Origin of the sequence: Prevotella sp. oral taxon 313 (assembly GCF_003043935.1) — a bacterium.
Lineage (GTDB): Bacteria > Bacteroidota > Bacteroidia > Bacteroidales > Bacteroidaceae > Prevotella > Prevotella jejuni.
This window is the reverse complement of sequence record NZ_PYXE01000001.1, coordinates 1,645,720-1,669,496: the sequence shown is the minus strand read 5'-3', so window position 1 is coordinate 1,669,496 and position 23,777 is coordinate 1,645,720. Positions and strand designations below refer to the sequence as shown.

The following is a 23,777-nucleotide window of genomic DNA, read 5'->3' as shown; positions in this document are numbered from 1 at the left end:
TACTTTACCTATTTATTGGTATATTTGCACTATACAAATAACTAAAATTCATTATCATTTTTAACTTATGAGCGAAAAGAGAGTTTATACCTTTGGTAATGGTAAGGCTGAAGGTAAAGCTGACATGAGAAATCTCCTTGGAGGCAAGGGTGCTAACTTGGCAGAGATGAATCTTATTGGTGTTCCGGTTCCTCCAGGCTTTACAATTACCACAGATGTATGTACAGAGTATTATGAGAAAGGTAAAGAGACTGTAGTAGGTTTGCTAAAGGCAGAAGTAGAGAACAGCGTTAAACATGTTGAAAGTTTAATGAACTCAACCTTTGGAGACCCATCTAATCCTCTGTTAGTGAGTGTACGTTCAGGTGCACGTGCTTCTATGCCTGGTATGATGGATACCATTCTTAACCTTGGTCTTAATGATGCTGTGGTTGATGGATTGGTTAAGAAGACAGGTAATGCACGTTTTGCTTATGACAGTTATCGCCGTTTTGTACAGATGTACGGCGACGTTGTATTGGGTATGAAGCCTGTAAATAAGGAAGATATCGACCCATTCGAGGCTATTATTCAGAAGGTTAAGGCTGAGCGTGGCATTAAGCTTGATAACGAGATGACCGTTGATGACTTGAAGCAACTTGTTGTACTCTTCAAGAATGCTATCAAGGAACAGACCGGTAAGGAATTCCCAAATGATCCTATGGAGCAGTTGTGGGGTGCTATATGCGCTGTGTTCGACTCATGGATGAACGAGCGTGCTATCCTTTATCGTAAGATGGAAGGTATTCCACAGGAGTGGGGTACAGCCGTAACCGTACAGGCTATGGTATTTGGTAATATGGGTGATAGCTCTGCTACAGGTGTTTGTTTCTCTCGTGATGCTGGTACTGGTGAGAATCTCTTCAATGGTGAGTATCTTATCAACGCACAGGGTGAGGATGTTGTTGCAGGTATCCGTACTCCACAGCAGATTACTAAGGAAGGTTCACTCCGTTGGGCAGCTCAGCAGAATATCGATGAAGAGACTCGTGCTGCAAAGTATCCTTCTATGGAAGAGGCTATGCCTGAACTTTATGCACAGCTGTTTGCCCTCCAGGATAAGTTGGAGAAGCACTACCATGATATGCAGGATATGGAGTTCACTGTACAAGAAGGTAAGCTCTGGTTCCTCCAGACTCGTAACGGTAAGCGTACAGGTACTGCAATGGTTAAGATTGCTATGGACCTTCTTCACGAGGGAGAGATTGACGAGAAGACAGCACTCGTGCGTTGTGAACCAAATAAACTCGACGAGCTTCTTCACCCTGTATTCGATAAGGAGGCATTAGCACAGTCTCATGTTTTGACACGTGGTTTGCCTGCTTCTCCTGGTGCTGCAAGTGGACAGGTGGTGTTCTTTGCTGATGATGCTACAAAATGGCATGAGGATGGCCATCAAGTTATCATGGTTCGTATCGAGACATCTCCAGAGGATCTCGCTGGTATGTCTGCTGCTGAGGGTATTTTGACTGCTCGTGGTGGTATGACATCACACGCTGCCGTTGTTGCACGTGGTATGGGTAAGTGCTGTGTCAGTGGTGCTGGTGCTATCATGGTTGATTATAAGGCACGTACCTTGGAAATTGATGGAACTATAATACGTGAGGGAGATTATATCTCTTTGAATGGTTCAACAGGTGAAGTTTATCTTGGTGAGGTGAAGACTCGCCCTGCTGAGGTTACAGGTGACTTCGCAGAGTTGATGGACCTTTGTAAGAAGTATAGTAAGCTGGTTGTTCGTACCAACGCAGATACCCCACATGATGCAGAAGTAGCAAGTAATTTCGGTGCTGTTGGTATTGGCCTCTGCCGTACAGAGCACATGTTCTTCGAGAACGAGAAGATTAAGGCTATGCGTGAGATGATTCTCGCTAACAGTACGGAAGAGCGTGAAAAGGCACTTGAAAAGCTTCTGCCTTATCAGAAGCAAGATTTCTATGGCATCTTGAAGTGTATGGATGGTAAGCCTGTAAACATCCGCTTGCTCGATCCTCCTTTGCATGAGTTCGTTCCACACGACCTTAAGGGACAGGAAGTAATGGCTGAAGAGATGGGCGTAAGTGTTCAGTTTATTCAGAGTCGTGTAAGTGCACTTTCTGAGAGCAACCCAATGTTAGGTCTTCGTGGTTGTCGTTTGGGTAACACATTCCCAGAGATTACTGCAATGCAGACCAAGGCTATCCTCGGTGCGGCTGTTCAGTTGAAGAAGGAAGGATTTGATCCTAAGCCAGAAATTATGGTACCATTGGTTGGTATTGTTAATGAGCTTGACATTCAAGAGAGTATCATTCGTAAAACTGCAAACAAACTCTTCAAAAAAGAAGGTGTTGAGGTTGAATTCAAGGTGGGTACGATGATTGAAATCCCTCGTGCTGCTTTGACAGCTGATGTTATTGCACAGAAGGCTGAATACTTCAGCTTCGGTACAAATGACTTGACTCAGATGACCTTCGGTTATAGCCGTGACGACATCGCAAGCTTCTTGCCAAGCTACTTGGAGAAGAAGATTCTTGATGTTGACCCATTCCAGGTTCTCGACCAGAAGGGTGTTGGCCAGTTAATCCAAATGGGTGTTGAGAAGGGTCGCAAGACTCGCAAGAACCTCAAATGTGGTATCTGTGGTGAGCATGGTGGTGAGCCAAGCTCTGTTAAGTTCTGCCATCGTGTAGGTCTTAATTACGTTAGCTGTTCTCCATTCCGCGTGCCTATCGCAAGACTTGCAGCGGCACAGGCAGCAGTGGAAGAAATGAAGTAATTTCTTAGAGATATGTTTTTTAGGCGGTATACCATGTTTTTACGTAGGTATACCGCCTATTTTTTATGTTTTATAAATGAATATCTAAAAGAGGATGGCCTTTACCTTTTCTCTCACTTCTAATTTACTAAGTTCTTTACAACAATCTTACTTTATACCAATATGCAATTTATTAAATCAGCGTTTATAGCACTTGCTTTGTTCTCTACGATAGGAGGAACGACTGCTTCTACAAAGAGAAATACGAATATTCAGTCTGGAACGGTTTACATTTGTACGGGTCCAAAGGCAAGAAAGTATCATTCAAGTCAAAATTGCCGTGGTCTTAATAGATGCTCAGGCAGTATAAAAGGCCTTTCTGTGAGTGCGGCAAAGTCAAAAGGTTTTAGTCCATGCAGGATTTGTTATAGATAGTTTGTTTATAAACTATGTTTTAAAACATAGCAAGAAGTATGTAATATGCAGTCTTGAACCTTTATAGTTAAGTGTAAAGCAACGCTTTTTATATTCGTTCTCTACTATTTACGGCTTCTTTTTACTATGAGTATAAGGCTCTTAGTGCTATACACTACGGTTTAATTTATGATAGAATTACTTTTACGTGAGAAGAGACATTAATCTTGCTAACGTAAGAGTTGGGTACGTCTAATAATCCTGTTTATATGTTGTTCTTTGAGAAATGAAAAGTTGTTTGCTCTCTTAAAAATGTAACGATATAACTATAGTATTTTTAATTTCATTTTGCTGTCACTTTTAACACTTCGTGCAAACGTGCTACAAATCAGCAGGTTATAAGCTATTCTCTTGTGACATGAGTGACAGGAACTTTCATTTTGAGGATTTCTTTCATTGTAGAAAAATAGGGATATTATAATGAATGTGAGAAATAGCGTTTCTGAGGCGGACTCGTTTTTGACAGTAAGGATCTTATCCCAAGTTTAACCGGCAAAATATTTTTCATAAATTTTCGGGATATTTTGTGTAGTATTACTTAATCCGGCAAAACGAAAAGTAGGTGCGTTGTAAAACGAAAAGTGATATTTTGATGCAAAACGAAAAGTAACAATTCTCAACACGCACACAATAGTAAAAAGGTGGCAAATTCTTGCAAGACTTGGATAATTCTGCAAGATTTTGCCACCTTTTAGATTATACGTTGAGTTCAAACTTTATATCTTCATTACCATTAACAGATACCTAATTTCCCCTTTCTTGTTACACTGCTGTTTTCCAGAATGAATAATCCGGTCTAAAATCTTGTAGTATTTATTCATCGTTTTATCAGTATTTGAATAGTATTTAACCAGCATTCTTATACAGCATCATATCTGTATAGGTTGAGTTATAATTCATGCGAGCATTGAATTCCACCTTAGTACACTTCTCAAATGGATTACCGATATGCTTATTTCGACCTATCCAGTCACAGAGTTCAAGTATAGACGACTTATTGCTTGTGAAGTAAACAAATGAATGTCCAGCAAGAACCGACAGTACATCGAGGTAATCTGCAAGTTTCCAATACATCTTATAAGTACCAACTTCGGTACTGAGGTAAGGAGGGTCAACCAAAAATACAACATTTGGAGTATCCTTATACTGATTAAAGACTTGTTTATAGTCTGCTGAAACAATTGTTAAACCATCCAAATAGCCTTCACAAAGCGGATAATCAGTAGAGCGAATATTGTTATACAACGTCTCCTTGTTCATGTCGTCAATATTCAGACAATACTTCATCGAAAATAAGAGAGAAGACGATATCGTGATGAAGTCCAAATAACCATAACGATCTTGATGTTTAATTAAGCACTCAAAAATTCGTTTACGTGCTTCTCCAACGATAGGCTTATGCTTAGGCAGCTCACGAACTATCTTTCTAAGTTCTGAGAGTAATTCATTAGTCTGTGACACGTGTTCCAGACGTAGCCTATATCCATCAAAATCATTATACACGACTTTAGAATGTGGTTTCTCGGACTTTGCAATATGCGACAACAAGCCACTGCCTCCGAATAAATCAACAAATGTTGTTCCGTCTGGGAACTGTTCTAACACCTTCTTAAATTCTTTTGCAAACATCCGCTTTTGTCCAACGAATGGAAGCGGAGCTGAATAATATTTTTTCTTCATAATGATGCAAAGGTCGTGAGTTTTTCTTTCACAAGCATAAACGTATATACTGATTACACTGCAAACAAATTGCAGTCAGTTTGGAATCGCTTGATAAGTCCATATACTTTACGTTCACTAATAGCGTATTTCTCTGCAAGAACTGCCACTATGTAAGACACTTTTTCATGATTTTCCAACATGTGTCTATATTCTGTATATAAATTTATATATTTTGCGTCATCCAATCTAACTCCAGCAATATGGAGGTTTCTTAATAGTTCCCTGTTAATTTTTACAATCTCAATTATCTTCATATCTAATAAATTTCGTAAATTTGCAAAGCCAATCACTTTTATTTTACAATAAAACGCCACAAGAGCGAGCGAGGATATTTGCCCCCGATCGCGCTCTTGTGGCGTACATTGTTAAAAGTGATTGGCGTTGCTTATTAACAGGCTGGGGGCTTTTTACCCCCTATTTCAGCACAATAAAAGTTGATTATAACATAATATTTTCTTTTCTGACAGAACTGACTTGACTCACCAACAGAGGCGTTAAAATTAAACCCAGCTCTGCCATATTCACTTTCTTATATATAAAATTCATTAAGCATATGTGTATTAGGCATCTTGCACTGATATATCATGAATCAATATAGGCTGATTACCCTCTGTGGCTCTCTGAATTGTCAACGTGTGATTCCCCTTTTGCAAGTCAAATTCACAATAGACCTCTGTCCAGCCCGACCACACCAATTTCTTCTGAATCGCCCCATCAACTATTACATAGATGTACGCATAGTCGTATCCATTAGGCTCAAGCCCAATATGTCCCGAGGTAACATAGTCTTCATATTCCGCTCCAGAATACCTTGTGGTGGCGAATTTGAAAAAATTCTGTGCCGCTATCCTTATAGCTATCCTGTTAGATTTGCTTGCAAAATTCTTTTTTATTGCACTTGTCATAGAAGATAGTGCGACAAGTTTTCCTGAACTATTACAATTACTCTTCAAGAAAAGGTTCACAGGAGGGGTTATGATTGCCGCCCCTCCGCTTAGTATTACATCTTCAACAGAAGTATCTTGAAGACATTCATCTCCGTGTAATCTTTGATGATAATTAAAGACTCCTTCCGATTTCTGCCTTCCTGTGTATTGACATCTTGGATTGCTGACCTTGTAACTTTCATCAGCATACAATAACAGTGTTATCTTGCCGTCGCAAAGAAGCCCCTTTGCGTTGTCTATCTTTATGTTAACTATTCCGTCAACATAACTACTCTCTATCTCTACATACTTGTGATAGATATTGGAATGAGCTTCATCATTGTACTTCAAGGTATAAGCGTTAATTTTCTTATCGCTTTCAAAAGTAATATTACAACTATACACAGCATCAGCATTAACAACGAACTGGATAAGGGAGTATCCGACGCAATCTATTGTCCCTCCAGACAACAGTTTGCCCGACTCTGATCTTTCACTCGCACTTTCGGAATAGGTCACAGAAGTATCATACCTGCCGTCTCGCTGGTCTAAGTTATCAGCTGAGTTAAATGTCATAGCACGTCCAAGTAATGCAATGTTTGCCTGCTGACCTGCTTGACAAGACTTCCATAGTAAAGCACGCTGCTCATTCGTGGAAAAAGCTAAATCGTCTATTTTTGAGACATTAATGTTAGGGCGAACACGGAACATCTTGATACTTCTACGCACAGGCAATGCTTCGATAAACTCTTGCATAGCTGCGTAACACGAACTTAATCTCCATCCTGCGTGACTTGATAGTTTTAACCCAGCATACCCAGTAGATAATCTTGAAGACATAGCAGCTATTGGCTCGGCAGTAGGAATATTGTATAAGTTTCCAAAATTCTTATTGAGGTCGGTATGTCTATTCGCCCCCCATTCTTCTTCACCCAGTATAAGGGTCACATTTTTTGCACTTGAAAAAGATAATGCTTTTTCGAGTTCCTTAAATCCTTCCATACCTGTCGAACTACCATTAGCACTATTCATCAGTAGTAGATACTTATAGTTAATAACAGATAACGAACTGTTTGACATGTTCATCAGCTCACCCTTGAATAGTGCATTGATATTAATGGTGCGACTCTGAGCTGGTCTGCCGTCGTTGACAATAAGAATATCAACCAAGTCGTTCATTTTCGACAACCATCCAAACCCTATAGGAGATGCGATGCTCGCAGTTAGTGAAGAACCTTCTACTAAAAGCGCATCAACATTATTTATGTTCACTTCGTCACAGTAAACATCTGCTGGTCTGATATTGTTTTCTACGTACTCATTCAGCGTATATGTTCTGTATGAAGAAACGATGGCGCTTCCTTTTTTCCACCCAAAGCAAAAGCGAGCAAACTTTGCATTTGCAGGTATTTTGATTTCTTCTGCATTCAATGAACGCGTTACGTTTCCAACAAATGATTTTTCCTCATCGTAGAATGCAACAATAGAAGCACCTACGCCAGAGGACGTGACGACAATTTTTGTAACATTACTCAAATCAAGGTATGCTGGAGTATAATCCCAAATTCTGTTTGGCGCATAACTACCAGTATCTTCTTTTAATAGACCCTCTTCTGATGACTTTAACCTGAAATCATAATCAGGCAATGCTTCTTTAATTATAAAATCCTCTTTAACCTTGCTGATAGCGCTCATGATGGCTTGAACAACATCTCTGATAGGTGTAATTTCTTTTCTGTATATTTTTGCAACAGCAGAAGAGTTTATAGTGGTACAGAACCTTATATACTTTGCCCCTTGTGGAATTGATACTTCAGCATTATATTTTTTATCCCCCGCAGGGATGCCTGACAAAAACTCCTTGCTCTTACCATAGAAACAGACGAAGTTTACGTTAGCATCACCGCCAGCAAAAGATACATTAATTCTTAATGTTTCCCCTAATTCGATAAAGTTTTTCGTAGCCTTCCATGCGGCACGTGGTGCAATACGCCCATCTGGGAAAAGTGCATACCCTACCTCCATAACATCAATGTATGATGTCGCTTTCGCATCTTTTCCCAAAAAAAGAGTGCTGTAAACCTCCTGCAAGTTCTTTCCGTCATCCGTGACTGCCTTGACGTTCGCCAACGCTTTTGTCACCGCTGCTTGCGACATAACAGAGGTTGTACTATCACCGGCTTCCTGCGCAATAGAAAGAGTCGTTCCACCACTGATCTTTCCCATCAGCAGCCACCCTGGCTTCTGATAAGCATAAATATTTCCATTCTCAGAACTATCAGCGTGTGCATCGTCATAGATGCTCACTAACTGACCATAGCGGAGAGTCTTGCCATTAGTTTCGACTGGGTCTGTATCAGCTTCCATAGCTGACTTAGACTGATAAACCTTTTTAATACCAAATCCATCAGCAGACTGCTCCAATGAGGCTATGTATGCTAATGTATCCTCGTGTAGCTTACCCACCTCTTCAGGTGTGATACTATCTACTTGACTTTTCTCTTTAAGTTCCTTTGCTCGCTTGAGCAAACTGTATATTGTATCCATTATTACTTTTTATTTTGGAATGATGAAATATGTATTAATTGGACAGTTAGCAGGAGATGGAAGACTGGATGCCCCCAAGCTTCCTATGAGTTTTCCTTTCCCCGATAGCACTTGGATGTGAACAACCTGCTCCTGACCATTGTATGAGCTTACTCCTACAACAATAGCACCAGAGACAATAGGTGGTACTGGCACTCGTGTCGTAGGGTATTCGAAGATTACTCCAGGACCATCAGTCCATTCTGACTTTTCACTTTGTACATCAACCTTTATAATAGTATAGTCAGATCTCACTTTAGATTGTATTTGTCCTGAATAACCATTCCTCAGTACCCACGGCATATCCTTATATTCTGTTTCAGACAACTTAACAACTATTGATGGAGCTATAAGGTCAAAGAGCGTTTTCAATTCACTGACATTAAAGACACCTTCTGTCTTTTCATATGTCAAGAAAGCCTCTGCAGTTTCTCTACAGGCACGTTCCTGGCCATCCTCAAATGTGCGTACATCAGAAGTAGATTTTCTAACACCAACATATAATGGATCATTCCAACTATTAGCAACCAGTGTAGTTTCCTTTATCTCATAAATGATTCCATCAAGCACCAACCAGTTCTTCTTAGTTTGAAAAGTAGTAGTCTTATCCCCTTCATTAAGTTTCTTCAACTCTCCTTGGAAGCGTTCAAGCAGAAAGGCTGATGTGTTAGCACCAAGAGCCTGAAGAAGTGCAGACATCTGATTGATTGGATTCTCCTGCAATGTTTTGAGATCATCGATGTAGAGGGGCTGCCCACCCTCACTAAAGAGCATCTTATTCATATTCGTATATTTCTATGCGGAAAGAGCGTCCCGCAGGTTTATAATGATTCAATAGGTTTAATATAGTTGTCAAATTATGCCCTCCATACTTGTCTTCTGCAGCATTTATTGATGTACATAGGAATGACGGTACATAGACAATGAAAGAAGGCTGCTTAGGGACATCGTCATACGCTCTGACATACAGCGGAGGATTACCACTCACATAAACAGGGGTCAGACCTTCACTCTTGAAATGTAAAACAGTCTGTACTCTCTGATCAGCAGAGACGATGTAAATTTGATGCTCTGAAAGAAAGAAGGCATCATTTAGGATCTTCTCTATATACTGAACACCTGCCGTTATGTTGAGACGATTCAAGACGTGAGAACGGTAACTATAAAATCGGTTATACAAATCCCTTATTCCACGCAGCATCGCTTTGAGTAGTGCTACGAGCACTTTGCTTCTCAATATTGGAGGCAACAGCTGAAAGCCAAGTTTGATGATATCTAACTTATACCACATAGTTCAATGTATTTCTTAGGTTCACAGTAACAAAACTTCCACCAACAGCGGTGTAATTATTACCGCTGATTTCTTTATATATAGTCCCATCCGTGCTGTACTTACAGATATGCAGTTCCACGTCCAGCACACCTTCTACATTTTGTATAGCATCAACCAATTTCGTCTTGTTGAAAGTACCGCCATAGATAATCTTTCTGACATAGGCGTTCACAGCATCCTCTACAGCATAACTACCATCTGCTATTCTTACACCTGTTCTATCAATCACCAGTGGGTCGACGTGTATAGTTGCATTGATACTTATTCTATCTGCAGGCAACGAGCGAACAGAGAGCACAACACCTGCTATTTTAACACGATTCAAATACTGTTTGAACGCTGTTAAAACATCTTCTGAAAGAATAGCCGGCTGTCCTCCTGCTTCAGCAGAAGCAAGAATCTCTACGGACGTTCCTCTATCGCGTACAGCAACATATTTAACAAGTCGCTTCTTCTCGTTTTCCTGTTCGTAGACATATTGTTGCGTCGCCTCATTAAAGATTAAAGCATCACCATACTGGAACTCTTTTGCAATCTTATAGTACCAAGGTACACTTGCTACTACAGCACGACTGATTTTATCGTCTACATCCGCCTTGAACTGGTCGAATATAACCTCCAGTACGTGACTGCAGGCAGCAACTATATAAAACAGGATGTTCTCAATACTGACCGCTGAGAAACTATCATCAAAAGTGTCATTCTCTGATAGTCCGTATTGTTCTCTTACTGTAGCATCTGCCATAAAGGCATTTGTCATTGTTTGTTTTATCTCTGCTATACTACGAGCCATATTTATCTACTTTAATTGAACTGTGGTGCAAATTCACCACCGAACACCCTTAGCTTGACATCCGTCATACCTTTCTCTGTTGCTGGAGACACATCGTTAGCCTTGCAATACTGTTGTATTAATCGGTTGAAACTTACGTCAGGAAGTTGCAATCTGCTTCCAGCCTCTAACGTATCAGTCATACCAATAGCATTAGCAGCAGCCAAAGCAGGCAATGCTTCCAGCGAGCCATACTCCTGTATGGCTATATCAGCCAAGGTCTGACCATCTTTTACTTCAACTTCCATCTTATTACGAAATAAAGAGCTAACATCACAAGGACACCGAATGCGATAAAGCCTGTTTCCATTGCACGCTTTTCAATCCATTTCAAATTCTTTTCCTTGTAAACTATCTTTGGGTTCTCTTTATATTGTTTATGATCCTTATCGTGTATCGTTATGCGGATGGTGTCATGCACTGGTGTCAGACCTTCTACCTTAGCTCCTGGCAGACTTTCTAATATGTGTGTGAGGATACCGTTATGTATTCTTGCCGTTGAGCGATATAAGGCATTCTGCAAGACAGAAACAGAGTCTTTCGTTGCTCGCTCTTGATGATACTCAGGTAATGCAAGTGACACTGGCGCAAGACGTTCCGTAACCCTTATAGTATCGTGGCTAACGACGTGCAGGGTATCGGTGCTTACACTCTCTACAGGTACATAGACCTTATGAGAGCAAGCTGAGAAAAGTAAGGCAGTAAGAATAACTGCTAATAATACTTTTAATGTTTTCATATCGTTGTTGTTAGATGTTTGCGTATTCAGCCTTTGCATCAAAACAAGGACAGGCCTTAATATATTCGTTAGAGGTAATTCTACCATCGTGGTTCAAGTCAGGAGAAAAATCACGATGTCCCTGAATAACTGCCGTAGGGTACTTATTATGCAATAGTTTCAACAGCGAGCGCAGACTTTGCTTCTGTTCCTCTGTGCGATTGTCAATAGGTTTACCATTAATATCAATACCGCCAATATAAGCGACATTGATAGAAACTGAATTGAACCCCTTTACGCCATTACTCACCTTCTCCTCTTCGAGTAACTGGGTAATCTTGCCGTCTGGCGACACCACATAGTGATAGCCTGGATTAGTCCATCCTTTCCGAATGAACTCTTGTCGTAGGCTCTCAATAGTCTGTGACTGATGGCTTGCAGTGCAGTGTATTGCAATATATTTAATCGTTCTCATTCTTCCTCCTTTCCGTTCTTAGAGTTGACAACTCGGTCGATGTAATTTCTCACGTCGCCCCATTTACTCTGGATGTAGATACCCACACCGAAGATAGAACCAGCATAAACCAATGTCTGTGACACATACCACAGCACGCTGTCCTTAACATCACCTCCGTTGAAGAAGAAGCTCAGAAAAGCCATTGCCACACCACTTGCAAGCAGAAATATGGCTGAGCCGTATTGTATCCATTCCTTCGTGTTTCTTTGCATATTGCTTAAGTTTAATATTGTGCATCTATTTCGATGCTTTTAGTTGTTATTTTTATATTAGTCACAGTTTGTCTGTCCATCTCCAGCTGCTCTCTGATGAGCGTCCTCCAATAAATAGGATCATTGTCAAGCAACATATCACTGATACCACAGCCAGTCATCGGTCGTTCTTTTAACTCTCCCTTATGTAAGTGAAGAATCAAAGCCTGATTCTGATGCAGCGTGTCACCGATAACCAGACCAGAGATAATCTTTCCGTCTGGTCCTCGATGCGGTTGTATAACCGCTTCATAGTCTATCAATGTAATACCTTTCATATCAATGTTTGATAGTTACGTCTTCATAATCAGTCTTCTTAAACTCCTGTGCCTTAGTCAGAGGTGGACCAGTTGGTCCATGAGTACCCTGGTGTGTATGGCTATTGACAGCTTTAACCAGTTCATTAAGTCTCTTGGTTAAATCCTCAATATTAACCAATCCCCCAAGCTTACCTCCATTTATCGTTATAGATTCAACATGATCCACAGCTAAGACGACAAGGCTTGAATAGTCTCCTGACAGACTTCCAATGATGACTGCAGTACCGACTTTAGGAACTATCAGCATCTCACCATTATCATCTGTTTCAGATGCACGAAGGCGAACATCTGGTACGAGAAGGCTTCCTATTTCCACGTCATATTTGAGACGTAAAGGTTGAAAAAATAAACGAGTAGACAAGTTGCTTGACTATCAACTGGTCTACTCGTCAACCTATCTACTCGTTTATTATTCTACATTTTTATCCTTCCCCTGAAGGAACAGGTCCTACGGGTTCAGGTCCCACATGTTCGCCTCCACCGCCTTTCTGCTTTTTCTTCTTCTTGGCGACGGTGTAGAGTGCAAACTCACGTAAGTTAGCATCGCCAGTGAGTTTTAGCGTACGGAGCACTCCGGTTGCTCTGCTGCGTAGTTTTACGCACTTGATGTTTTTCGCAGGCAGGAAGTCTTCCACAGAAGCAGCACCCAGTGTGCGCAATCCAGCCGAGAAGATAGCGAGGTCGTCAATCTTGACGTTCTTTCCGTCGATAATGATTTCCTTGATGCAAGCCACCATATCGCGCAATACACCATAGATGCAACCCTTTGAGAAGGGCACATTGTGCGTAGCCATGTAGTCGGCAAGCTGGCGGAGGTCGATAGTCTCTTCACTTACGGCACGTGCATAAAACTTCTTATAGCCCGCACTCTTCTTGTTCTTGTTCTCGTAAATCTTGTAACGAATCATAGTTGTTGTTCCTTTCTTTACTTGTTAGTTAAACATTTTGCTTTCTCTGTGTGTAATCACGTTGCAAAGATAGGAAGGGTGCGAGAGTGGGTAGAGGTTTTCAGCGGTTAGCAGGGGTTAGCAGGGCTTATTAAGTATTAGATGTGGACTTTGCGGACGGTTGTCATGCAAAGAGTGGAAAAACGACAGTGGCTTGCACTTTGAGAGTACAAGCCACTGGAAATTACATGATAGCGACTTTTATTTAAGTTTATCTATTATGCACTGCGCCATTTCGTGCATTTGTGTAGCAAAGAGAACAGGAATGCCATTAGCATCCTCAGCGTAATGTTCTTTGCTGTTTTTTATACCATTGTTCATATACCCGAAAGCCCTAATGCCATTTAGTCCTCCTTTTACAACGTCGTTGCAACGTTGTTTTAGTATTTTGCTTCGTTGATTGGGAGATAATGATGTTATACAATTCAAATCATTATTAGGGTCATTTTTATAACAATAGTATAGCCATATCTCAAAGCAGGGGTTACTTATTATCCATCTGCCAGTATCATCATTTGACTTAGAAGAAAGAATTACCTGCAACTTTGCGTAAAAGTTATCGACATCAGACAACAAGAAAACCTCATCTATTTTTTCTAAATAATAAGTCTGGTCATCAATTATAAATTTCCCATCCTTTCTAATCTTCTGCCATTCTTTCTGCATTTGATCAGGATGTAATCCTTGCCCTTTTTTTGATAGAAATAGTGCTTTTAAGGCAGTGGATTCCTTGCTATTTATAAGTTCTTTCAGGAAATCCCGTTCCCTTTTTTCTCCACCTGAGATAATAAAAAAAAGTGATGGCTCACGAAAACTATCCCCTTTTTGGTAGTTTGGGGAGGCATTGAAAGCTGTGATGACATTGTTTGCTTCACTATGCCCTACGTCTGTCTGCCTATCCTCTGCATCAGTCTGATCTTCATTTTCTCGATAACAAATAGACGTTTTTGGCTCCTGTTCGGAGTCATCTTTTTTATATGAAAACTTTGAAAAGTCCATAAGTCATTACATCTTTAGGTCTCCAATAAAGGGAATGGCACCATAACGTCCTTCCATATACCCATTTGCAATATTGATGGTATTATGAATCTTAAAATCGTTTAATGAGTACATGTGGGTGCTACCATCCTTTTTCTCAACCATCCAAACCTCATCTGTACGGATAAATTTTTGATCCAATAAACAGGTCTCATGCGTTGTGAATATTAGCTGGCCAGTTGTCTTCTGTTTAGAAAAGATTTTTACTAATTCTCTTATAAGATGTGGATGGATACTATGTTCAATTTCATCAATTAGGACAGTTTTACCATCCCTTATCGCATCATAAAAAGCAGGAGCAAGGTTAAGTAGGCGAACTGTTCCGTCTGACTGCGCCACAATATCCATATCTTTTGAATAGCCGTTTCTCCCAAACTGTTCAAACATCATCTGGCTAATCTTTCTAACCCCATTTTCAACGGTGATATTTCGTCTAATTCTGTTCTCTGTTATTTGAGATATTCCACCAGATTGCATTTTGTTTAATTTCTCTATTAACGGTTCTGCCTCATCGTGGGAGCGAATCCATTCATCAAAATCCTCTGTTTGAACTTTGACCGTATTGATTCCTAAATCAACAGCCTTGAGTAGAGCTGATGTAAACTCAGTGATTTCTTTATTTCTTCTAAAAAGTTCAATTAAGCCAGGGATGAACGAATGAAAGCCGATTAGTAATAATTCTTCATGAAACCAATTCTTGGCAATAGCAATGTTTTCATCTGATAAAACAGGCATATCATCATTAATAGTCAATAAACTGGCAAAAGGATTTTTTTCTAACCATGCTTTAATCATTTGTTGAACCTCATCTGATGGCTTTACTGCAAAGGACAAAGTGTCGCCTTCTCTTGTAAAGACATTTTTATTCTCGTTTGCACCAAGTCCAGATTCCATTAGAGTCTCAGATCTAATCCCCTCTTCACCAATTCCAACAGAATAGATAAATGCTTTTCCTGCTTTTGTAACAAACTCTATAGCCAGAGTTATTGGTTGTGAAGCAGGATCATCCTTTAACGCATAAAAATATCTTGAAACTTTAGATTGATTTAAAAAATCTTTATTAGTCACTAATAACTTGATAAAGTCAACACCTTTCAGCATATTGGATTTTCCAGCACCATTGGCACCATATATAGCAGCCATTCTTAGTGTTGGTAACACTCCTGCAGCCATAGTAATATGATTGGGAAGAGACTCCTTTCTCATATTAGGGAACATATCAAATTGAACCTCATCTTCAAAAGACAGGAAATTCTTTAGTATTACTCTGAGTAACATAACGTACAAATTTAAATGATCATAAATGAATAAAGATAGCTTCTAAATGTATCTATTTATTGATTAGGTGCAAATATACAAAAAATATATATGCCGTGAAAATTTCACGCAACTTTATTTGTTATATTTCTCATATCGCCCCCTCATGGTTCTCCCAATGCCTCGACAATCATCGCTACTTGCCGTGGAGTGAAGACACGCTGGTGGGGCGAGTAGCCGATTGCTTTAAGTCGCTCTGTCAAATCTGGGTAAAGATGTATCCATAGGGAGAGTTTCTGCCATGCTGCGCTTGGCGAGAGGTGAGGATTATAAGCCTGTGCCAGTTCTGTACGCCCATAAGCACGGAGTCGGAAAGGCTTTCCTAATTCTTTCAAAGAAGGGGTTGTACGATTGTTGTGGTTGAATAGTTCTTTGTTCATATTTGTTTGATTTATAACGTTGACAGCCTATCAATACTATTAACTCGTCTACTTGTAGACTTGTTTACTCGTTTACCCAATTACTACCTTATCACTTACGGTGCATAAGTGGGTCACTTTTGAGGCGTAAGTGGGTCACTTATGGTTGACAAGTGAATGAGTAACAAATGAATGGTTAATTGTACGGATAACTTGTCTACTCGTCAACTCATCAACTTGTATCACACTACAAAGTTGGCAATTTATGTTCTATTTTGCAAATGGTATTTTTGTCTTACTTGTTTGTGTTGGTAAGATGAAGGTGTAATAAGGCATGATGTTTTTATATACAAAAAGTTGAACTTATAAGCTCCCAGTTATAAGTATTAGACATATTTCTTTGCAAAGGTACATGATATAGGTATATGATATAGTTACAAAATTACGTAAATTATTTAGGATATTAAAAAAGAAAGTCATATCTTTGCAGCAGAAATAAAGAAATAAACAAACAAACAAATAACATAATAAGGACAATGGGAAAACTTCTTGAGCAACTTAAGAGCTATTTCGAGAATACTCCAACGGAGGTTCTTGAAAAAGAGTGTGCAGAGTGGGACTACCTTAATGAGATAGGTCCTGACGTATTAGAGTATGCTAAATTGGTAAGAGGCTATATTGATACAGAAATGGCTTATAGCAATTCTGACATTTTTTGTGATGATAGAAAATATGATTTTACCGTTTCAACAGAGGATATATCTTCTAATGCGCAATACGGTATGGCTGCATAATATCTATGAATAATAAGGAAGTAGCATTTCGGTTAGTTAATTACAAATTCACTAAGGCAACCTTGAATTTTGATATACCAAAGGATGCAGAGTTTGTAATCGATTTCAAACCATCTGGCAAGTTAAAAGAGATAGAAGGGACTTATGACCTTTCTTTTGATACAATTGTGAAGTGTGAAGAGACTGATACTATCATAGTGGAAGTTTCTTGTATAGCACAGTTTAGTTTCATGGATAGAATTAAGTTTGAGGAGATTCCTGATTTCTTTTATCCAAATAGCCTTGCCATACTTTTCCCTTACATAAGGGCTTTTGTCAGTACTCTTTCACTCCAAGCAAATTCTTTCCGCCCTATGATATTACCAACAGTGAATCTGATGGGGCTTACTGAGGAACTCCGTGACAACACTTCTGTTGTTGAGTAATCCATGAAATCTACAACAATCTATCAGACCCTTGAATATCGTAATAACAATAAGGAAATAGAGGCTAATGGTCCCTATTTCTGTTCTTTACGTGACGCTCAAGGGAATATTAAAACAGGCGTAAAGACTCCTTGGCTTGGGGAAGGTTATTACTTTTGGGACACACGTATAGAAGATGCTGAATGGTGGGGGGAAACTGCATATAAAAGTAAAGGAAAAGGGTATGTCGTTTGTAAAACTTTATACGATGCCCATTCTCCCTTACTTTATGACCTATTAGGCGATTTAGAGGCTTTTGACGAATTTATCAAAATTGCACAAGTAGTCAAGAAACAGTTCAATAAAAAGAATATTCGCTTTGATTTTGTTCTTAAATATTTGAAAGAACATACCGAATTTAATTATAAGGCTATAAGAGCTATGCCTATACAATCTTCTTTTAAAAACACGGATATATGCTTCCCTAAAGCTGGTCTCTATTTAGCACAAATTAGACAAGTTCAGATTTGTTTCTTCGATAAAACTTTACTGCAAGACCCAATTAAAGTTATAGAAACACAAAACTGTGTAACGAATTTTACAATATAGTCCTTTTCCCCCTTTTATCCTTAAAACCATAAGAAACGAAAGAAAGCACTTTCCACACCTCTATAAAAAACGCAAGACCCGAGATGCATCAGAGGTAATCGGGTCTCGAAACTCCTTCTAACTATAGATGAGCAATGTAAAGGTATGGCTTTCCCTTTAATTTTCAAAGTAAGGAGGATTTTATTGTGAATATTATAACAATATTTAAGAGAAAGTAAAGAGATAACAAATCGATAAATTTAGAAGACTTTTCTTTTAATATTGATAAAGATGTCTATACGTGTGCTGGGAAACACGCTCACTACAGACGCAAAGTCAACAGGAACGCAGGCGCTCGGTTCTGTACACAAGGAGGAAGAGGACGAGATGAACTCTGATGATCGTGATTTCATTCTTGATATTCTCAATTATGATATGCGACCTATTTTCTCCTCACTTGGCTTCAATGTGGAAGGTGGCGAGTTCGTCTATGCAAAGAAAGACAAGATTAACCCTGCTCAGCAAATAGACATCGTTCAGAAACTCTCGTCAATGGGGCTTCCGATTGATGACGACTACCTCTATGAAACGTTCTGCGTTGCTAAGCCTGATAACTACAAACAGCTGAAAGAGGAGAAGGAGGTTGCAAAGGCTGCATTCAGAGAGCAACTCGGTATGCAAGGTAATGATGATGACAAAAAGAAGCAAGACAAAAACACTGATAAAACAGCGTTCAAACAGCATTTGAGAAGTTTTTTCGGACTCGCCCCAGACAAAGGGGCGCACTTCTGATTGATACGCTCTATTATGGTGAACATTGCTCTTGCTCTGGTCATAGTCATTTCCACAACGAAAGCCCAGCTATCTCGTTTAATGTTGTGCAGGCTTTTCTACAAAGAATCCATAACAAGCCTGAATTAGCTGAAGGCATTGATTTTAGATTATGGTCGGCTGTCGTTAAAGTTATCAACGAGGCGACTGTGGAGGGACTTTCACAGAGCAATGCTGCAAGTACACATGATGAGGAGTTTTATCGCGCCCTGCGCCATTCTAATGAGGTTTTCGCTGCGTTCAAAGTACATTCGCTGGCTGGAGAGGTCGCGAAGAACCTGCTGGACAGTGACGGTAAACTGAAACCCTTCAGTCAATGGATAGATGATGTAAAGGGAATCACCTCACATTATGTTGGTGCGTGGCTTTGTACGGAGTATGACACTGCTGTTATCCGTGCGCACAACGCTGCAGACTGGCGTGAGTTTGAACGTAACAAGGATATCCTGCCTAACCTACGATGGATGCCGACGACTTCACCAAGTCCTGAAGGGAGTCATCGTAACTATTGGATGGCAAAGCTTACCCTGCCTATTGATGATCCTTTTTGGAACACGCACCACCCTGGCGACCGATGGAACTGTAAGTGCTCACTTGAAGCTACTGATGATCCTGTAAATCGTCCTGCAGATATGGATGCTCCTCTGCCACAAAAAGGACTTGAAAACAACCCGGGTAAAGATGGGCATATATTCAACGACATTCATCCGTATTTCCCAGACAAATGCAGTCAATGCTCTTTTTATAAGCCTGGCATAAAAGGGCGGATTATGACACTCTTCATGAATAGGAAAAAGGATTGTTATAATTGTCCTTATGTAGATGCTGCCATTCCATCTGAACAGAGAGAACAGAGACGAAATGAATATCTTGAATATAAAGATAACCCTTTATACAAAGATGTGGAGTTTGATGCCAAGAGTTCTGGACTTAAAGCGACACATGTTGAACATAGCTTTGATAAGAAAAAAGGATGGTATGAGACAACTGTTCAAGAGGTTGGCTTTCAGAATGGTCATAAAGTAGTTCTGGAAAAGGAGGACCATACAGTGTTATTTAAGAAGAATACAGAAGGAACTTGGGATAATATGTTGTTTGAAATTGCTGGTGCAGAAACGGGTACTTCAAATAACATTAGACAAGCTTTGAAACATTGTGCATCGAAGCCTAATACAGAAGTCGCAGTATTGCTATTCCCAAATGATAATTTTAATTATTCCATCTTTGAAGAAGGATATAATAAATTTTATGGACTGAGAGGAACTTCACAATATCGAAAGTTTAAAGTGATATATTGTCTCAATAATAAGGGAATATTGCTAATAAAAAAACCAGAGTAAACACTCTGGCTGGAATGGAGGACGTGTCCTAATAGGGATTAAACGCTCCCTCCACACCACAAATGTAGATATTTATTTTCATTCCACAAAATAAAAAACGAGGAAAATTATATTATGGATGCAAAAGAAATAGAAAGGCGTATCTCACGTGTAAAAGATGAGATACAAAAGGAGGTGACGGATAGACTTCCTCGAAAGGTCGGTGTCGTGGCTGCAAACCACTTCAAGCAGAACTTCCGAGATGGTGGCTTCACGGATGGAGGAGTTCACCAATGGAAACGTACGAAACGACAGGACGGTAATACGACGGATGCAAAATACTCTCCTCTTACCTCTCGACGCAATCATCTTATGCGTTCAATACAGAGTGAAACATCACCTGGGCAAGTTACAATATCCAATCCTGTGCCTTACGCAGCTGTTCACAATGAAGGCGGTACCATCAATATGCATCCAACTATTACAAAACATATGCGGCGTATGGCGTGGGCTAAGGTGTATGCACTATCAGGCGTGAAAGGCAAAGGGAAACTTCCAAAAGACTTACCTTCTGGAGCTAAGATGTGGAAGGCTCTCGCACTCACGAAAAAGACAAAGCTTAATATCACTGCACGCATTCCACGCCGTCAGTTCATTGGTGATAGCCGTGAGCTGACAGCAAAGATTAACAAGATGCTTGATGAGAGCTTAGAGAAAATTAAAGAACTTGTAAGTAGAGCATAAATATGGAACAGACACTCTGCCAACTGATAGACTTTCTTAAAGAGAAAATGCCGTTGCTTTCAGTAATTGACGAAGACTACGGACAACTTGAAAATATAGAGGACGAGGATACTGATATGTATCCGCTGACGTTCCCTGCAGTACTCATAGAAGAAGCGCAGACTGAATGGAGCGATATAGGACAGCTTGCACAGAAAGGAACTTGTAGGCTTCGCATCCGTCTCATTATAGACTGCTATGATGACACTCATGTAACGAGTGGAACTACACAGGCTGTCAGAGAGCGTAATGAAATGCGCCACCAGTTGCATCAGCTGCTGCAGGGAACCTGTCTTGGCACTGATGCTCCTTTGATACGCAAGTCTTCCAAGTTCTTTACTTGGAAGCACGGAATAAAAGTGTATGAAATGATGTACGAGTGTACAGTGTCAGAAATGGTTAAGGAAACAAGGACGGTTCAGAAACCTTCTTTACGCGTGAAGATGGGCGTGAAGGTGTAACACGAAAGCCTGTAAAGAGCGGTGCTTTCATCTGCTTGCCATCTACTGTTTCGCCACGTTTAATCATATCACGAATGATATGCAGCACACGGCTTTCAGACAGATAAAACTCTTCATTGGAAAGTATGCGGATAGTATCATCGAAACGGAGGCGTCGTTCCTCTGTCCAGTAGAAGTAACGCTCAAATAGCCTTCTGTTGCGTGCTTCTATCAATTTACTATCTCTTCCTTTACTCATATCTGCAAAATTAACAAATAATCATCTTATTTGCAAGTCTTTACACCTTTTTATCTGCTTATTACAAATAAAAACCGCCCAAATGTGTGTTCGTACACACTAATGGGCGATTTTATTCTTAAACAGGAGTTAGTTAATGATTTTTGTCTGTTACAACCTACAGAAGCTTGGTTCTACGCGTTCCCAAACATTGGTCTTTGGATTCTTCTGATAGAAGTAGTAGTTGATAGCGTTCTTCTGAACCACATTCGCCTCCTTGAAAAGCGTCATAATCTCTGAATACTCACTATCGAACTTATCCTCCAACTCATACAGCTTAGAGATGCTCTTGTAGTCCAAGTCGCCAGCCTTATTGCGCTCAAGCAGCGTCATTGCCATCTGATACATTGGATCGTCCGAACCTTTCTCGCTTTGCTTCATATAACGCTTGAGATAGTCGATTAGACGCTCTGCTGCAAGGTCTGCACGCTCGTCGAAGCCTTTCACCTTATTACTTGAGATTTCAAGGCGAAAATCGCCGTCAGTAATCGTGTAGCTTCGCTGGTCGTTCTTGCGAACCTGACCATAATCACGCATCACACTTACGAAGCTTTCAACTTCACCCTGTAACCAGTCGTGGAATCCACGCACGTCAGTCACGATACGTGTTAAGCGTTGCCACACATCGTGCATCATCTCAGCACGTAGCCCCTCGTAGGTCTCACGGCGTTCAATGCGACTCTGCTTTTCTTCGTTCTGTAACTCAGCGAGCAGCCGTGCTCGCTCTTCTTTACTCATGTCTTTAATGTTCATCATATTTATTTATATTTAGTTGATTAGTTTACGAGTTTACCTCTAAACAAGTTAATTGTACTAATAACTTGTCAACCTGTTTACTCGTCTTCTTGTTTACGTTTTCGAATGATTATTCTTAATTTTGTATTTAAGCCGTTGAGTTCATCTATGCCCAGTTCTTTGAATCGCTTACCTGCTATACGTGGGTCTTTACAGAAAGCATCTACACGGTTCCAGTCTGTCGTATCTATGCCGTATATCTGCAGCTGATGAAGAACTCCGCTACGTGCCTTGCGTAGGATATCATACTGCTTACGTCTTCGCTCGTCATACCCTGTAATATCTTCCATCTGTCTACACATAGCATCATACTCTTTATCTAACATCTGATGAAGGTGTACTGTTCTGTTTTGTGTGAACTGATAGACCAGCGTTTCCTTATCAGCACCAGGCATCTTCTTTAACAGGGTATAAAACCTTGCGTAGTTCCTGTTCGCCCCCATAGCTTTTCCTCCTTCCAATCTTTATATGCTTTACGACCAGAAGCTACTGCCTCTGTAAGATCATCGCTAAGGTCACTTTGACCGAACAATGGTATGCCGTGTACGCTCACATATAGCTCACCATTAAATTCCATTACTTGTACGGCTTCACGTGCCTCTGCATCAAGCCGTGCCTGTCGTTTAGTTTCTATACGATCAGCACGCTGTTCGTGCCATACTTGCAATCTGCGTTTGATTTTGTCTAAAAATGTAGTCATATCTTCTATTGCTTTTGAATATAATATATTTGAATAGTCTTTTTATTTCGTTTAATGTGTAACTCTGTCTGACCACCCTCTATCATAAGGTAGGACGTGATTCTACTTCTTACCGTTATGTCTCTACGATCATAGAGTTTATAGATAAACCAATCAACAAAGTCTTTCAACTCCCTCCATCCATTCTCGCTGTTTTCTATTCCTCGCAAAGAGTAGCCTTGATTGATAGCTCTTTGCAGTTTTAACAGCCATTCAGGCTTATCGGTTGGTGTTATCGAATGTGATAGTAACCTTTCCATAGTTGTTTATTCTGAAGCCTTCCACTCAACTCTAATCACTGCATCAAGCTTACCACTGCCTCTACAGATTGGGCACTCTTTCTTATACCGCTCTTGCCAATCATCCTCCAGCCAGCGATATCCGTTTCCTTGACAGTAGGGGCAAATGTGCCCTTGACTCTCGACTTGGTCTGTCATCTTACCACCTGGACTCATCAAACCAGGACTAATCTCAATAAATCGTTTCTCCTTACTCATAATTTTATTGTAACTCTAATTGAACATTAAAATGATACTCCCTGCACAGCCGTTTCACCTGTACTACATCGAACGGCTCTCTATCAAAAGCGAAGAAGATTGTGCGTTCTCGTGTAAGTACTCTCACTCCTTTCTTCCGTAGCTTGTACAATAGGTTGTCTCGCTTGTTTGCCATA

At 40.1% G+C, this 23,777-nt stretch carries 31 protein-coding genes and 1 pseudogene; 8 read left to right on the top strand and 24 right to left on the bottom strand.

What is annotated here, in order from left to right; all coding sequences use genetic code 11:
* Nucleotides 1–67 precede the first annotated feature (67 nt).
* On the top strand, nt 68–2,794 hold the full coding sequence (ppdK, locus tag AXF23_RS06570; RefSeq protein WP_107624733.1) for a pyruvate, phosphate dikinase: 2,727 nt from the start codon (nt 68–70) through the stop codon (nt 2,792–2,794).
* 1,187 nt (nt 2,795–3,981) lie between these two features.
* On the opposite strand, the pseudogene AXF23_RS16580 reads toward ppdK, so the two are convergent.
* From AXF23_RS16580 to AXF23_RS06485, 17 genes and pseudogenes are all read right to left on the bottom strand, one after another.
* A pseudogene (locus tag AXF23_RS16580) lies at nt 3,982–4,068 on the bottom strand (thymidylate synthase); the annotation flags it as partial.
* 25 nt (nt 4,069–4,093) lie between these two features.
* Nucleotides 4,094–4,927: a DNA adenine methylase gene (locus AXF23_RS06560; RefSeq protein ID WP_107623871.1), complete on the bottom strand. Its 834-nt coding sequence runs from the start codon at nt 4,925–4,927 to the stop codon at nt 4,094–4,096.
* A gap of 53 nt (nt 4,928–4,980) precedes the next feature.
* Nucleotides 4,981–5,223 carry a hypothetical protein gene (locus tag AXF23_RS06555; protein ID WP_107623870.1) on the bottom strand — a complete coding sequence of 81 codons (243 nt, stop codon included), beginning with the start codon at nt 5,221–5,223 and terminating at the stop codon, nt 4,981–4,983.
* A 306-nt stretch (nt 5,224–5,529) separates the two neighbouring features.
* Complete coding sequence (locus tag AXF23_RS06550) at nt 5,530–8,442, bottom strand: hypothetical protein (protein WP_107623869.1); 2,913 nt, start codon at nt 8,440–8,442, stop codon at nt 5,530–5,532.
* A gap of 9 nt (nt 8,443–8,451) precedes the next feature.
* Nucleotides 8,452–9,264, bottom strand: a complete 813-nt coding sequence (locus AXF23_RS06545) for a hypothetical protein (RefSeq protein WP_107623868.1) — start codon at nt 9,262–9,264, stop codon at nt 8,452–8,454.
* On the bottom strand, nt 9,257–9,772 hold the full coding sequence (locus AXF23_RS06540; protein ID WP_107623867.1) for a hypothetical protein: 516 nt from the start codon (nt 9,770–9,772) through the stop codon (nt 9,257–9,259). Before AXF23_RS06540 ends, AXF23_RS06545 begins: the two co-directional genes overlap by 8 nt.
* Nucleotides 9,762–10,607: a hypothetical protein gene (locus AXF23_RS06535; protein WP_107623866.1), complete on the bottom strand. Its 846-nt coding sequence runs from the start codon at nt 10,605–10,607 to the stop codon at nt 9,762–9,764. The genes AXF23_RS06540 and AXF23_RS06535 overlap by 11 nt, the downstream gene beginning before the upstream one ends.
* Nucleotides 10,608–10,618: 11 nt before the next feature.
* Nucleotides 10,619–10,894 carry a LysM domain-containing protein gene (locus tag AXF23_RS06530; RefSeq protein WP_107623865.1) on the bottom strand — a complete coding sequence of 92 codons (276 nt, stop codon included), beginning with the start codon at nt 10,892–10,894 and terminating at the stop codon, nt 10,619–10,621.
* Nucleotides 10,879–11,385, bottom strand: coding sequence for a hypothetical protein (locus AXF23_RS06525; RefSeq protein ID WP_107624732.1), 507 nt, complete (start codon nt 11,383–11,385; stop codon nt 10,879–10,881). Before AXF23_RS06525 ends, AXF23_RS06530 begins: the two co-directional genes overlap by 16 nt.
* A 10-nt stretch (nt 11,386–11,395) precedes the next feature.
* Nucleotides 11,396–11,839: an N-acetylmuramoyl-L-alanine amidase gene (locus AXF23_RS06520; protein ID WP_107623863.1), complete on the bottom strand. Its 444-nt coding sequence runs from the start codon at nt 11,837–11,839 to the stop codon at nt 11,396–11,398.
* Nucleotides 11,836–12,093 carry a hypothetical protein gene (locus tag AXF23_RS06515; RefSeq protein ID WP_025838453.1) on the bottom strand — a complete coding sequence of 86 codons (258 nt, stop codon included), beginning with the start codon at nt 12,091–12,093 and terminating at the stop codon, nt 11,836–11,838. The genes AXF23_RS06520 and AXF23_RS06515 overlap by 4 nt, the downstream gene beginning before the upstream one ends.
* Before the next feature lie 11 nt (nt 12,094–12,104).
* Nucleotides 12,105–12,410, bottom strand: coding sequence for a hypothetical protein (locus tag AXF23_RS06510; RefSeq protein ID WP_025001526.1), 306 nt, complete (start codon nt 12,408–12,410; stop codon nt 12,105–12,107).
* 1 nt (nt 12,411) lies between these two features.
* Nucleotides 12,412–12,768, bottom strand: coding sequence for a hypothetical protein (locus tag AXF23_RS06505; protein ID WP_107624731.1), 357 nt, complete (start codon nt 12,766–12,768; stop codon nt 12,412–12,414).
* A gap of 106 nt (nt 12,769–12,874) precedes the next feature.
* Nucleotides 12,875–13,360 carry an HU family DNA-binding protein gene (locus AXF23_RS06500; RefSeq protein ID WP_158267685.1) on the bottom strand — a complete coding sequence of 162 codons (486 nt, stop codon included), beginning with the start codon at nt 13,358–13,360 and terminating at the stop codon, nt 12,875–12,877.
* A gap of 240 nt (nt 13,361–13,600) precedes the next feature.
* A complete protein-coding gene (locus AXF23_RS06495) occupies nt 13,601–14,398 on the bottom strand; it encodes an RloB family protein (RefSeq protein WP_107624730.1) in 798 nt (265 codons plus the stop codon).
* 6 nt (nt 14,399–14,404) lie between these two features.
* Nucleotides 14,405–15,715, bottom strand: a complete 1,311-nt coding sequence (locus AXF23_RS06490; RefSeq protein WP_107624729.1) for an AAA family ATPase — start codon at nt 15,713–15,715, stop codon at nt 14,405–14,407.
* A gap of 143 nt (nt 15,716–15,858) precedes the next feature.
* Nucleotides 15,859–16,089, bottom strand: coding sequence for a DUF4248 domain-containing protein (locus AXF23_RS06485; protein ID WP_370445512.1), 231 nt, complete (start codon nt 16,087–16,089; stop codon nt 15,859–15,861).
* 560 nt (nt 16,090–16,649) lie between these two features.
* Here AXF23_RS06485 and AXF23_RS06480 point away from each other — a divergent pair.
* From AXF23_RS06480 to AXF23_RS06450, 7 genes are all read left to right on the top strand, one after another.
* Nucleotides 16,650–16,907 (top strand): hypothetical protein, encoded by a 258-nt coding sequence (locus AXF23_RS06480; protein WP_107624727.1) that lies wholly within the window; start codon nt 16,650–16,652, stop codon nt 16,905–16,907.
* Nucleotides 16,908–16,912: 5 nt separating this feature from the next.
* Nucleotides 16,913–17,332, top strand: coding sequence for a protein-export chaperone SecB (locus AXF23_RS06475; protein ID WP_107624726.1), 420 nt, complete (start codon nt 16,913–16,915; stop codon nt 17,330–17,332).
* 3 nt (nt 17,333–17,335) lie between these two features.
* The gene (locus AXF23_RS06470; RefSeq protein WP_107624725.1) at nt 17,336–17,920 is read left to right on the top strand and encodes a hypothetical protein; all 585 of its coding nucleotides are present in this window, start codon (nt 17,336–17,338) and stop codon (nt 17,918–17,920) included.
* A gap of 270 nt (nt 17,921–18,190) precedes the next feature.
* Entirely contained in the window at nt 18,191–18,691 is a 501-nt protein-coding gene (locus AXF23_RS06465) for a phage portal protein family protein (protein ID WP_107624724.1), read from the top strand.
* A gap of 86 nt (nt 18,692–18,777) precedes the next feature.
* The gene (locus tag AXF23_RS06460) at nt 18,778–20,070 is read left to right on the top strand and encodes a phage head morphogenesis protein (protein WP_107624723.1); all 1,293 of its coding nucleotides are present in this window, start codon (nt 18,778–18,780) and stop codon (nt 20,068–20,070) included.
* A 114-nt stretch (nt 20,071–20,184) separates the two neighbouring features.
* Nucleotides 20,185–20,793: a phage virion morphogenesis family protein gene (locus AXF23_RS06455; RefSeq protein WP_107624722.1), complete on the top strand. Its 609-nt coding sequence runs from the start codon at nt 20,185–20,187 to the stop codon at nt 20,791–20,793.
* Nucleotides 20,794–20,795: 2 nt separating this feature from the next.
* Nucleotides 20,796–21,293, top strand: coding sequence for a hypothetical protein (locus AXF23_RS06450; RefSeq protein WP_199222168.1), 498 nt, complete (start codon nt 20,796–20,798; stop codon nt 21,291–21,293).
* Here AXF23_RS06450 and AXF23_RS15810 read toward each other — a convergent pair.
* The 7 genes from AXF23_RS15810 to AXF23_RS16090 form a co-directional block, all read right to left on the bottom strand.
* Nucleotides 21,232–21,531, bottom strand: a complete 300-nt coding sequence (locus tag AXF23_RS15810) for a hypothetical protein (RefSeq protein WP_036889196.1) — start codon at nt 21,529–21,531, stop codon at nt 21,232–21,234. The genes AXF23_RS06450 and AXF23_RS15810 overlap by 62 nt on opposite strands.
* Nucleotides 21,532–21,681: 150 nt before the next feature.
* Entirely contained in the window at nt 21,682–22,323 is a 642-nt protein-coding gene (locus AXF23_RS06445) for a DUF3164 family protein (RefSeq protein ID WP_107625817.1), read from the bottom strand.
* An 80-nt stretch (nt 22,324–22,403) separates the two neighbouring features.
* Nucleotides 22,404–22,808, bottom strand: a complete 405-nt coding sequence (locus AXF23_RS06440) for a hypothetical protein (protein ID WP_107624721.1) — start codon at nt 22,806–22,808, stop codon at nt 22,404–22,406.
* Nucleotides 22,766–23,065: a hypothetical protein gene (locus tag AXF23_RS06435; protein WP_107624720.1), complete on the bottom strand. Its 300-nt coding sequence runs from the start codon at nt 23,063–23,065 to the stop codon at nt 22,766–22,768. The genes AXF23_RS06440 and AXF23_RS06435 overlap by 43 nt, the downstream gene beginning before the upstream one ends.
* 5 nt (nt 23,066–23,070) lie before the next feature.
* Nucleotides 23,071–23,364, bottom strand: coding sequence for a hypothetical protein (locus AXF23_RS06430; RefSeq protein WP_107624719.1), 294 nt, complete (start codon nt 23,362–23,364; stop codon nt 23,071–23,073).
* A 6-nt stretch (nt 23,365–23,370) separates the two neighbouring features.
* On the bottom strand, nt 23,371–23,601 hold the full coding sequence (locus AXF23_RS06425; protein ID WP_107624718.1) for a hypothetical protein: 231 nt from the start codon (nt 23,599–23,601) through the stop codon (nt 23,371–23,373).
* 4 nt (nt 23,602–23,605) lie between these two features.
* Nucleotides 23,606–23,776 (bottom strand): hypothetical protein, encoded by a 171-nt coding sequence (locus AXF23_RS16090; RefSeq protein WP_196491343.1) that lies wholly within the window; start codon nt 23,774–23,776, stop codon nt 23,606–23,608.
* Nucleotide 23,777 lies beyond the last annotated feature (1 nt).